Here is a 12,146-nt window from a genome sequence, read left to right on the forward strand (position 1 = left end):
AAGTTCGTCCAATTAACTTGACCTAAAAACATTGTACAGCAAAAAACAACTAAAACAATGAATAGCTGAACAATTAGTGTAGTGATTAATTTATCCCAAAATTGTCATTTTATTGCAATAACAGGTAAAAACGTGCATTTCCTCACGTATTTTTCACCAACAAATACCAGGAAAACACAAAACTTTTAAAGTGTTACGGTGTCACCAATTTACAATGTAAATACTGAATACATCGGAACGATTAATTGAATAGGTAAAATTACGGCCGTTGTCGGATCAACATAGAAAACATGATAAAGCAAGTAATTGAGTTTGGAATTTTACAATCAACAAGAGGGGAGGTACCAAATCGATAATTCCATATAACAAAGCCAACCCCAATTAATTAAGATAAAAAATAGCATCATACACACCAAACTCGTTCGTCTACATTTCGACAAACCAATTAGATAAAGTCTTAGATATTAGAAAAAAGACAAATTTCAGCTTGTAACCCGTGAATAACAACCTGCCTATGAAAAATATTGAACCACCATAAAGCCAATAATCACTCGAAAGAGACGCATCTTTCTTAAATAACCCTCTTTGACATAATAATGGTTATTCGATATTTAACGGCATTAATGAATAATCTGCCTTGATCATCGTTCCATATTATTTGTCCCGTCCTAAAATACGTTGACAGTTTTATACTAAGCCAACTGCGTTAGCCGTTGGCTTTTTCATGCACCTCATTCGGGGTTCTCATCCCAAGACTCAGGTGCGGTCTCATATTGTTATAGATGTTGATTGATTCCTTTACTAACTGCTTAAGCTCAACGATATCCTTACACTCATAAAGTAAAAATTCTTGTTTCAGGATGCCGTTTACTCTTTCTGCTAATGCATTCTGGTAGCAGTCATAACCATCCGTCATCGATGGCTTGATGGTTTCCTTTTTCAATCTGTCTTGGTAAACACCTGAGCAATATTGAAGCCCGCGATCTGAATGATGGATACACGAGCAACTATACTGACGTGATTTTATCGCCATATCTAAAGCCTTTACAACATCCGTCGCTTTCATTTCATTGCTGAGCTCATAGCCCATAATTTTCCGACTAAAGGCGTCAGTAACTAACGAGAGATAATGCACGCCTTCATTAGATTGGACATAGGTTATGTCACTCACCAACACATCTTCGGGATGACGAGGTTTATAGTCTTTAAGCAAGTTAGGATGTTTTTTCATCCAATGTCGACTATTGGTCGTCTTCGTAAAACTGCGCTTAGGCTCAACGAGAAGGCGTTCGTCACGTAAGTAATCAAAGAGTGCATCTCTACCTAGCTTGATTCCTTCTTCTTGCAGCTTTGGTTTGAGTAAGGAATACAATTTTCTAGTACCTATTCGAGGCATATAGCGCCGAAGTTCTAGAACCATCTGCTTGATGGGGGTGAGCTCTACCTGACGGTGAGCTGCCCGCCTTTCTCTTTGATAAACGCTTTGTCTCGATATGCCGCACAACCTACAGACTCGAGCTAGGCTGAGCCCTTTCTGTTTTTGAAGGCTTCTTGCTCCTTGGCGATATACTTTTTTCTGAGGCTAGTCCCGTGCTCAGCATCAAGGATATCAACGACTTCATTTAAAAAGAGATTCTTTAGTCGTTCATCTTCCAATTCTTTTTCAAGTCGCTTAATTTTTTGAGCTGGAGATTCATTGGGTTTCGTTGTTTTATGCATGGCTTTCTTCCTTGGATTTTGCGTCCAGTCCATTTTTCCGAACTTTCTTAGCCAGGTTAAAACCGTTGAACGACCTTGAATGCCATAGATAGCTTGGGCTTGTTTATAAGTCATGTCGCCTTTTTCAACAGCATCGACAACCTGTAATTTAAAGCCTAGTGTGTAATCACGCTGAGTGCGCTTAACGTAGAGATTATGTGAAGTAGTCATAATTCGTCCTCAATGTGTAAACACATTTCAGGACGAGACAATTCATAGAAATAAGCCAGAATTCCACAATAGAGGCTCAATGTTGAAAAACAGTATAAATTTCAATTTTCCGCCATCATTTATAATAGAAGAAGGGTAGTTAAGGAAGCATGATCAAGGAACAAAATGTCAATCCAATTTGATTTGTACAAAGATCACTTTCGGATCGATGATCAAGCGTAAATATCACTCGGAAGCATGAAAAGCCTTGTATAGATTACATTGAGTGTAAATTGAAGTGACATAAATTATCGAAAAACACGCTTTATTTCGTCCAATCAACGACTAAGAGCCTTGATCATTCTTTCTAATGGAGGAAACAAGTTACAAGCAGTAAAGAAAAGATGAATTGTTGGCTTCCACCATGATCATCGTTCCAATAGAGAAATGTGCCTTGAAATACCTCGCTTTGCGATCTTTTGAGAAATTAACGCTTATGATCTGTGGATAACATGTCGATAGTAGATGATCATCGTTTCATCTTTCATTTGATCATGCTTCATAAAATTAATGATCATGCTTCTGTTCTAAATTGATCATGCTTTCACTTTATTAATGATCATCGTTCTGAATCTCTTATGATCATGCTTTCCAAAGAGAAAAAAATAAGGTGTTTATATTCAGCAACTTAAAAGCAAAACAACAGCCAGATCATTAGATCATATAACCATTTAAGATCAAATAAACATAAAGATCAGTTATTTAAAGAAAAGCATTTTTTTCTTTCTTTTTTGATCTTTTTTATTTATTCTTTTGGAACTATATGAATTTTACATCCAATGACAAATGGAATTGCTATGCCAACCCAAGAAAAGATCTTGATCAAACTTCCAAGAAACCACAAAGATGGTCACTTATTTCAGATCTCAGAACATACGATCGATTGGATTGAGCAATACCAGCATTTCAAAGGTGTCACCAAAAGTATCATCGAGCTACTTAATTTAATTTCATTAAAAGGTTTATCCAGCAAAGATGGGTTTGTATCAACCACTGAAATTATTGATGCTACCGATGGGCAACTGACTCGAGCAGCTATTCAACAACGCTTAAGGGCAGCGGTTTCCATTGGCTTATTTAGCCAAACACCTGTTAGATTTGAAGAAGGTCTAGCGGGCAAAACGATGCTTCATACCTTTATCAACCCTAATCAGCTGATTTCGGTTCTAGGTTCTACCAGTTTAAAAACAGATTCAACTCGCCAAACAGAAAAACAAAAACGTTCAAAAGCACTGGCACAAACCCAAGTAAACCGTCAATTACTCAATGAACATGGTCTATACACACCACCTGCAATGCGTGATGAAGCCGAGCAGTTTGTTGTTTCACCGACAAATTGGGCTGGCATTATTGATCAAGCATTAGCGCCGCCAAGAACCAGAAAAAACTATCAAAAATCAATGGTTTCTATTTCTGGTACCCGCGCAATCATTGAAACACGATCATCTAAAAACATCATGACGGTCGATGATTTGATGACGTTATTTGCTCTGTTTACTCTCACTGTTCAATATCACGATCATCACCAAGATGATTACCACATGAACGCCAAGCAAATGCCCAATAAAACGCCGTTGTATATAACGGATATTTTATCTTTGCGTGGCAAAAAAGACAGTGGTCCGGCTCGTGATTCTATCCGTGATAGTATTGATCGTATTGAATTCACCGATTTTCAATTGCATGAATTAACAGGCCGTTGGTTAAGCGAAAATATGCCTGAAGGCTTTAAGAGTGATCGTTTTCGCTTTATTGCCCGTACGATCACAGCGTCAGATGAAGCTCCAACAGAAAATGCATCTGGTGAAATCCGAATAAAACCAAACCTGTATATTTTAGTTTGGGAACCTTCATTCTTCGAAGAATTATTAACGAAAGATTACTTTTTCTTATTCCCACCAGAAATCCTTAAGCAACATACACTGGTGTTCCAGTTGTATACCTTCTTCAGAAGCCGCCTAGTACGCCGTTTAACCGAATCTATGCTGCTTAGTGAGATTAACCAAAAGCTCGCTCGTAACATTGAATGGCGCCGTTTTTCGATGGATCTTATTCGTGAGCTACGAAAACTATCGGAAGGTAAAACAACTGACGATCTTTTTGTGGTGAATTTATGGGGATATCACTTAACGATCACCACCATAATGGATAAAGGGAAAGTTCAAGATTATCAAATGGATATTCGTTGTGATGCGGAAGAAGTATTGAGATTTTCTCGAGCTCGAACGACGAATGCTGGTAAGCGCAACATGGCGCCAACATTACCAAATCCATTACGTCACGAATTGGTGTCGAAACAAAAACTGCAAGAATTGGCCGAGATCATTGATGGTGAATTTGAGCCGATCCAACGTAAGGATCCATCGCCAAGAGGCCGTTTAGGTCGACGAGTGAAGCTGAAAAAGCATCTAGTTGAAATTAATGCTGATGAACTAACGATCACTTTATCTAAATATACCTCACCACAAGCCCTAGAACGCAGCATAACCGCATTATCTGCAATGACAGGGCATCCGTTTGCCTCGATCAAAGAAGAGTGTGATGAGCTTATGAGTAAGCTTGATTGGCTACGTGTTGGTGACGAAGTATTACCATACGAAACATTAAGTAAAACTATCGAGTTGTTTAATCAAGAAACTAAATCAAAACACCTTTCTATTGAGAGATTGATTGCAGGCCTTGCAGTAAGACGTAAAGTTTCTAAGCAAGTGTTTGATGGTCATCTTGATGACACCGTAATGCGTGCATTAGATGAAATGGCCAATGTTTCTTAATGTTTAATAAATCAATTAGTTAAGATAAAAAACTGAAAGCATGATCAAGGTGATTCATGCTTTCGGGTCCCTCCCGTTTACAGAACGATGATCAAGGCTATAAATGTCCATGATCTCGATTTCTCATATTGAGTTCGCCTAGAGGCGTCATGAAAGCAATGTACAGCTCAATCACTTGATAGCTTTCCCTTTCCCATTCAGGCTTTCGTTGGCAAAACTCCAGCATCATCACGGTTAATTGATCAAGATACGAAGCTCCCCAATACCTTAACTCAACCTGGGTGTGTGGATTCGCTGTAACACTTTGTAATCGTGCATAAGCGAGTTGAATATATTGATAAGCTAATTGATGATGCTCAAGATCATCAAAATAGTGAAATAGCTTCAAACAGCCATCGAGCCAAAAAGTCAGCGCTTTAACGTGCGTTTCCGATAATGTTTCATTCCATAATGCAGGGGGAGGGGAGTGTATGAGGGATACCAACTCTGAAATATTATGAAAGTCGGTTTCTTGTTGCTGACATTGCAAGCGAAATAACCAAGTGCTGAGTTCCATTTTGAGCCTCTTTTCTTGGATTGATATGTAATCAGTGTAGCTTCTCAGGTTGAGGTTGCTTACTTCAGGGTTAAATTTCATCCAATGTTGATAAAGAATCGCAAATTTATTCATCTTGATCTTGCCAGCAAAAAAAATTTACCTAAAATGCGCCAATCTGCTATTTATTATTGAGTGAAAGGTTTTTAATCTAGAAATCAGAAGGGCGAACAGCCGAATTTTTGGATAGCGAGATCTTTGACGCTACACCCAGTTAAATAGAAACAAAAGCGGTAAATAGAAAGGATAACGCAACTTGTTTCTGAACTCTGAGTTTAGTCACACTCTGTATTTTATTTACTTAACAAGTGGACATGAGTTTGCTTAATATCCACTTTGTTTCCGCATGGTTTTCTGGAGGTAATTATGTCGATTAATTCAATTGATCACGATGACATGACTGGAATTGCAACAAATTGGGACAACAAAGACGATTCGAACTCTCAAGCGACTCCGAAGCAAATGAAGAGCGCTGAAGCGAGACGCCGAATTGAAATGTTAAAGGAAATTCGCGAAAGCGGGCTAACACTAGAAGAAGCAAGAGAGTTAGGCTTACTTCACTAAACGGTCAATTAGCCACTAGTCATAGGCTTTATCGATATCAAAGTTAATGTATAGATACAGAGTGAACTGTTCATTCTGTATCTTTTATTTTTGATCAAACCTTTCTTAATGTCTGCGTTGATGACTTGCACGTACTGCGCAAATTTACACTGTAAACTCATGAATATCTTTTTATCATTTGTACGTTGCTATGGTATATTCCCCTGACTAAAGACTCTTGAGCATAGGCCAATTCAATGTCTATAAATTTATCTTTGTTGCCTTCAACTGAGAAAAATAAAATCGAATTAGATAAACAAGCTTCGTATGCAGTTTGGCAGTTAAAACAAGCGAAAGCTGGTCCAGAATTATTGCTTACGGAAGCTGAAAAAATTCGCAATGAAGATGAACGTACATTCTTCGAACAAGCAGTCCAAAAATACAAACGGATAATGGGCGTAGCCTAGTTATCGGTCTTCATAAGAGACATGTTGTCAGTTTGGTTGAACGGCAATATTGATACGCAAACTCTTATGATAAATATCACGCGTTAAATTGAATCAGAGAGAACATTCCCATGGGAAGAAGTTTTGAAGTGCGCAAGGCCTCAATGGCAAAGACAGCTGGCGCAAAAATTAAAGTTTATTCTAAATACGGTAAAGAAATTTACGTTGCCGCTAAAAATGGTGGTTCAGACCCTGATATGAACCTGTCGCTAAAGCACCTTATTGCTAAAGCGAAAAAAGATAACGTACCTGCTCACGTTATCGAAAAAGCCTTAGATAAAGCGAATGGCGGTGGTGGTGAAGATTTCCAACCAGCACGCTATGAAGGTTTTGCACCCGGTGGCGCAAGTGTCATCGTGGATTGTTTAACGGATAACGGCAACCGTACTTTCCAAGACGTTCGCCAATGTTTTGTTAAGACTGGCGCTAAAATCGGTAGCCCAGGTACTGTTGCACATATGTTTGATCACCAAGCGGTTTTCCAGTTTAAAGGTGAAGACGAAGAAGCGGTACTAGAAGCACTAATGATGAAAGATGTGGATGTCACCGATATTGAGCTAGAAGATGGTGTCATTACTGTGTTCGCCCCTCATACTGAGTTCTTCAAAGCAAAAACTGCACTAAACGAAGAATACCCAGATCTTGTCGTTGATGTTGAAGAAATTACTTTTGTTCCTCAAAACCACACACCAGTGACGGGTGATGATGCGGTTAAGTTCCAAAAGTTCTTGGACATGCTAGATGACTGTGATGACGTTCAACAGGTTTATCACAACGCTGAATTAGAAGACTAAGTCACCGTTGGTGAAATGAATTGTAAAACACCGAGCCCCAATTGCTCGGTGTTTTTGTTTTAAGATAAGGAGATGGTATGAAGGTTAGTTTTATCGGTCTAGGCGTGATGGGTTTCCCAATGGCTGGTCATTTAACTCAATATGGATTTGAGGTTTCTGTTTTCAATCGTACGCATACCAAAGCACTAGATTGGGCCAATCAGTATCAAGGGCAAGCGGCTGAAAGTGTCGAAGATTGTGTGAAAGAGGCTGATGTTGTATTGCTTTGTGTTGGTAACGATGACGATGTACGCAGCATGACTGTCAGTGATACCGGAGCGCTGCGTTTTATGAAGACTGGTGCCGTACTGGTTGATCATACCACTACGTCTGCATCGCTCGCTGAAGAGCTTGCTCAAGCGGCAAGCAAAGCGGGTATTGAATTTATGGATGCGCCGGTTTCTGGTGGCCAAAGTGGCGCGGAAAACGGCGTATTAACCATTATGTGCGGCGGTAGCCAAGCTTTGTTTGATAAACTTCAGCCGGTGTTTAATGCTTACGGAAAATCGTCGGTATTAATGGGCGAAGTAGGGCAAGGTCAGCGCGCTAAAATGGTTAATCAGATCTGTATTGCGGGCGCGCTTCGTGGTTTATCTGAAGGCTTATTGTTAGCTCAAGAATCGGGATTAGATATTGAGAACCTGGTGAATTGCTTAAAAAATGGCGCAGCGGGTTCATGGCAAATGGAAAACCGCGCGTTAACCATGTCTCAAGATAAATACGATTTTGGTTTTGCGATTGATTGGATGATTAAAGACTTAGGTTTCTGCTTAGATGAAGCGCAAAAGCACAATTTGAATTTGGCGCATACCCAGCAAACGTATGATGATTATGTCGCTTTGGCGAAAGCGGGTGATAACCGTATGGATACTTCAGTACTGCATAAAGCCGTTAAGAATATCGCGAAAAAGTAATCGAATGTTGAATGCAATAATAAAAAACGAGCATTGAACTGCTCGTTTTTTTATTGCCGTGAAACGAGTGATTACACTGCTGAGTGTCGGATGACCCAGCGAGATTAATCACAATAGACGTTAATCAGCAAATACTTGTTTCCAGTCTTGCTTCATATCGACCACATTCCAATTATCTTTTTGGGCAAGCGGAAGCGCTTTTTCTAAATGACCGATAGCAGAATCTTTATCATAAGCCCACTCACGTTTGTCATCAGTATGGTGGATCAGTAATGCCATACTTGAGTAAGGTGAAGTTTTGGTCCATTGCAACATTTCTAAATCGCCATCGGAATTACCTGCGGCGAAAACGGGCTTTTTACCTATGTAGGTTTGAATGGTTAAGGGCTTTTGTGCCTTATCATTATTCACATTAATTTCAGGTAAACGCATGATGGTTGGTTTACCATCAATCACTTTGTACTCTGTTTTAACCGAAGAACCTAGAATCTGCTCCTTTGGTATACCATAAACTTCCGGAGCCCAAGCGCGCATAAAATCAACCCCGCCACCGGAAACAATATAGGTTTTGAAATCATTTTGCTGTAAGTAGTGTAGTAACTCCAGCATTGGTTGATAAACCATTTCGGTAAATGGACGTTGGCTATCAGGGTGACGGGCCGTTTTGAGCCATGCATTTACTGATGCATCAAATTGTTCACTGCTCATTCCGGTATGACTGGCCATCACAATCTTCAATAGACCTTCCATACCCGATTTTTTAACCCCTTCAAGATCGCCTTTTAATACCGATGCGAAAGGCTCTTGCGTTTTCCATTCAGGGTGCTGCGCGGCTTTTTCTTTGATTTGTGCTAGTGCGAAATACAGTTGGAAGTACACGGGTTTTTCAGCCCATAGCGTACCGTCGTTATCAAAGGTCGCAATGCGGTCTGCTACGGGAATGAATGTATCCGATTGGCTATCCGTTGAATGTTGAACGAATTGAATAATCTGTTGTTTGGTCGCGGTGTCATTCCATGATGGCAGAGGATCAGGGGGACTGTTAGCAAAAGAAAGGTGACTTATTAGCAACAAGAGTACAGGTAGAAAGTAACGTAATAGGTTCATAAGGCATCCTTAAATCATCGGTGCAAAGTTCAAAAAAGGCCTACTGGTGAAGGTAGGCCTTGGTTTGGTATTACTACATCGGCTAGTTACGTTGAGCCTGAGTTTGTGTCATTGTTTTAAGCACTTTTTCAATACTTAAAGAGCTACTTTGTGTTGCTGGGAACTCTTTAAATGTCTCAAGGAACTTACGTACAACGGCTTGAGCAGGAACAAACATCCACATTTGTTCAGCATAGAAGCGACCGATGTATAGTTTTGAATCCGGACTCACTTCGAATGGGTCCATACGTAGGTTAACAATCAATGGCCAGCTTGGCGTTTTACGGTAGGCTGTAGAGATATCACCTTCCATAATACTGAAGTGAATTTTCCAATCTTTGTAGCGTAGGGCGTTTAGGTTACCCGCGGCATCAAAGTAGAAAATCTCATCACGTTTACCTGGGCCTTTACCTTCAAGCAATTCTGTTTGGTCGTAACCATCTAGGTGAGCTTTGAACGTTTTGCCATTGGCTTGGTAACCTTTAAGTAGTTTTTCTTTTACTTTTGGCTCGCCAGCAGCGGCAACTAATGTTGGCATCCAGTCTTCTTGTGAGAAGATGTCGTTGATAACCGTACCTGGTTTCACGTGACCAGGCCAACGAACCATCATAGGGACACGGAAACCGCCTTCCCATGTTGTTCCTTTCTCACCTTTAAATGGTGTGGTACCACCATCAGGCCAAGTTACTTTCTCTGCACCATTATCGGTTGAGAAGATAACAATCGTGTTATCTGCCACACCGAGCTCGTCGAGCTTGTCTAGCATTACACCCACTTGGTCATCCAGATCCATCATGCCATCGGCATAAATACCGTAGCCTGATTTACGTGCGTATTTTTCACTTAGATGAGTCCAAATGTGCATACGGGTTGAATTGTGCCAAATAAAGAATGGCTTATTGGCTTTCACCGCTTTTTCCATGAAGGCTAAGCTTTGCTCTAGCGTTTCTTGGTCGACATTTTCCATACGTTTGCGCGTAAGAGGGCCGGTATCTTCAATTTTTCCATCAGCAGTTGCTTTCAATACACCGCGAGGGCCAAATTTTTTGCGGAATTCAGGATCTTTAGGATAGAACTCACCCTCTGGCTCTTCTTCAGCATTTAGGTGGTATAAGTTACCAAAGAACTCGTCAAAGCCATGATTAGTTGGCAAATGTTCATCTTGGTCGCCTAAGTGGTTTTTACCAAATTGACCACTGACATAACCTTGATTTTTAAGAAGTTCGGCGATGGTTGGATCTTTAGCTTGAATACCGTCTTTCGATCCAGGCATACCGATGGTTAACAAGCCAGTACGAAATGGATGTTGACCTAAAATGAAAGAGGCTCGGCCAGCGGTACAACTTTGTTGTGAATAAGCGTCAGTAAATAGGGCACCTTCATTAGCAATTCGATCGATGTTCGGTGTACGACCACCCATCATGCCATTGTGATAGGCGCTGATGTTATACACACCTACATCATCACCCCAGAAAACCAAAATGTTTGGCTTTTTATCTGTTGCTGCAAAAGTGCTAAATGAAGCTAAAGCTCCGCTTATCACTAGTGCTTTCTTCAAAAAATTACGCATGAAATCCTCCTGCGCGATAGTCCATAAAAAGGTCGGTAAATACCATTCCTTTAGCTTGAGTGTTGTTCAAAAGATATTTTATCGCACAACCTGATGATGAAATACCCAACACCATTAAGTCTAATTCATTTACTTAGAATGTCCGGTTTTTGTTTTAAAGCATTGTTAATATAGAGGTTTTTTGATGCTTCCTACCGGGAGGATTTACTTGCTGGGTGATTATAAAGGTTATAACCGGAAGTTATTTTTTATACGTATATACTGCAATAAAGGATCTTTTTTTGATGTGATTTTATGAGGTGAGCATGAGCATAAACCGTGATTCTATTCAATACTTAGTCGATCATGTTGAACAGTCTGTGATTGGGCAATCTCATGTGGTTAATGCTTTGGTGATTGGTCTATTAACCGGTGGGCATATTTTATTGGAAGGGTTACCGGGCACGGCGAAAACCCGTTCGGTAAAGGCGCTCGCCAATGCGCTGCAAACCCAGTTTGGTCGTATTCAATTTACTCCAGATTTATTACCTTCTGATGTGACGGGAACCGAGTTGTATCAGGAAATCGATGGTCATCATCAATTGCATTTTCAAGCGGGGCCGATTTTCAATAACCTTGTACTGGCCGATGAGATCAATCGTGCGCCAGCAAAAGTACAAGCGGCCTTACTTGAAGCGATGGCGGAAGGGACCATTACTGTTGGGGATAAAACCCATCCGTTACCAGATTTATTCATGGTATTAGCGACTCAAAACCCAATTGAGCAAGAAGGGACTTACCCGTTACCTGAAGCGCAAATGGATCGCTTTTTATTAAAGGTCAATGTCGACTATCCAACCGGCAGTGCAGAGAAAGACATCATCCGATTAGTCCGTAGTGAGGAGCAGGGAAGTCTACAATCTAATGGTTCCGCTGAAGCCGCTTTTCAATTTGATATTCAAACGCTTTTTGATGCACGCCAAGAAATCTCAACGATTGAAGTTTCAGAGATGGCAGAAGATTATATCGTCAATTTAGTGATGGCGACTCGTACGCCGAGTGATTATCCTAATTCATCGTTAAGCCAATGGATTCAAGTTGGCTCAAGCCCACGCGCATCCATTGCTTTGGATAAATGCTCACGAGCTCATGCTTGGCTCAATGGCCGCGATCACGTGACTCCGGATGATATACGAGCCATGGTACCGATGGTGATGGGGCATCGTTTTATACTTTCTTATGATGCTCTGGCGGATGGCGTTACCCACCAGCGAGTGATTGATGAGCTATTGAGTTGTGTGGCAATCGGTTAAGAGAG

Annotated in this window: 9 protein-coding genes and 2 pseudogenes; 7 read left to right on the forward strand and 4 right to left on the reverse strand. The window is 40.5% G+C overall.

The window, feature by feature from the left end; all coding sequences use genetic code 11:
* Positions 1-706: 706 nt before the first annotated feature.
* Positions 707-1,929 (reverse strand): IS3 family transposase gene (locus VRUMOI_RS12620; protein WP_089139344.1). Its coding sequence is split into 2 segments (ribosomal slippage): positions 707-1,555 and positions 1,558-1,929, totalling 1,221 coding nucleotides; the frame shifts between segments, so codons are not numbered across the junction.
* An 836-nt stretch (positions 1,930-2,765) separates the two neighbouring features.
* Between VRUMOI_RS12620 and VRUMOI_RS12625 the strand changes: the two genes are divergently transcribed.
* Positions 2,766-4,742, forward strand: a complete 1,977-nt coding sequence (locus VRUMOI_RS12625; protein ID WP_089139343.1) for a replication initiator protein RctB domain-containing protein — start codon at positions 2,766-2,768, stop codon at positions 4,740-4,742.
* Positions 4,743-4,839: 97 nt separating this feature from the next.
* Here VRUMOI_RS12625 and VRUMOI_RS12630 read toward each other — a convergent pair whose 3' ends face one another.
* The gene (locus VRUMOI_RS12630; RefSeq protein ID WP_162598394.1) at positions 4,840-5,412 is read right to left on the reverse strand and encodes a hypothetical protein; all 573 of its coding nucleotides are present in this window, start codon (positions 5,410-5,412) and stop codon (positions 4,840-4,842) included.
* A gap of 291 nt (positions 5,413-5,703) precedes the next feature.
* Between VRUMOI_RS12630 and VRUMOI_RS12635 the strand changes: the two genes are divergently transcribed.
* From VRUMOI_RS12635 to VRUMOI_RS12650, 4 genes are all read left to right on the forward strand, one after another.
* On the forward strand, positions 5,704-5,901 hold the full coding sequence (locus VRUMOI_RS12635) for a hypothetical protein (RefSeq protein ID WP_089139341.1): 198 nt from the start codon (positions 5,704-5,706) through the stop codon (positions 5,899-5,901).
* A gap of 236 nt (positions 5,902-6,137) precedes the next feature.
* Positions 6,138-6,347, forward strand: coding sequence for a DUF3283 family protein (locus tag VRUMOI_RS12640; protein ID WP_089139340.1), 210 nt, complete (start codon positions 6,138-6,140; stop codon positions 6,345-6,347).
* Between the two features lie 110 nt (positions 6,348-6,457).
* Positions 6,458-7,180, forward strand: a complete 723-nt coding sequence (locus VRUMOI_RS12645; RefSeq protein ID WP_089139339.1) for a YebC/PmpR family DNA-binding transcriptional regulator — start codon at positions 6,458-6,460, stop codon at positions 7,178-7,180.
* 77 nt (positions 7,181-7,257) lie between these two features.
* Positions 7,258-8,133 carry an NAD(P)-dependent oxidoreductase gene (locus VRUMOI_RS12650; RefSeq protein ID WP_089139338.1) on the forward strand — a complete coding sequence of 292 codons (876 nt, stop codon included), beginning with the start codon at positions 7,258-7,260 and terminating at the stop codon, positions 8,131-8,133.
* A gap of 120 nt (positions 8,134-8,253) precedes the next feature.
* Here VRUMOI_RS12650 and VRUMOI_RS12655 read toward each other — a convergent pair whose 3' ends face one another.
* Both VRUMOI_RS12655 and VRUMOI_RS12660 read right to left on the reverse strand, forming a co-directional pair.
* Positions 8,254-9,240: an HAD family hydrolase gene (locus VRUMOI_RS12655; RefSeq protein WP_089139337.1), complete on the reverse strand. Its 987-nt coding sequence runs from the start codon at positions 9,238-9,240 to the stop codon at positions 8,254-8,256.
* Positions 9,241-9,322: 82 nt separating this feature from the next.
* Positions 9,323-10,849, reverse strand: coding sequence for an arylsulfatase (locus tag VRUMOI_RS12660; protein ID WP_089139336.1), 1,527 nt, complete (start codon positions 10,847-10,849; stop codon positions 9,323-9,325).
* A 305-nt stretch (positions 10,850-11,154) separates the two neighbouring features.
* Between VRUMOI_RS12660 and VRUMOI_RS19735 the strand changes: the two are divergent.
* Both VRUMOI_RS19735 and VRUMOI_RS19740 read left to right on the forward strand, forming a co-directional pair.
* A pseudogene (locus VRUMOI_RS19735) lies at positions 11,155-11,742 on the forward strand (AAA family ATPase); the annotation flags it as partial.
* A gap of 81 nt (positions 11,743-11,823) precedes the next feature.
* Positions 11,824-12,141: pseudogene (locus VRUMOI_RS19740) on the forward strand (AAA family ATPase); the annotation flags it as partial.
* Between the last annotated feature and the right edge of the window lie 5 nt (positions 12,142-12,146).

The organism is Vibrio rumoiensis (assembly GCF_002218045.2).
In the GTDB taxonomy this organism is placed as follows: domain Bacteria; phylum Pseudomonadota; class Gammaproteobacteria; order Enterobacterales; family Vibrionaceae; genus Vibrio; species Vibrio rumoiensis.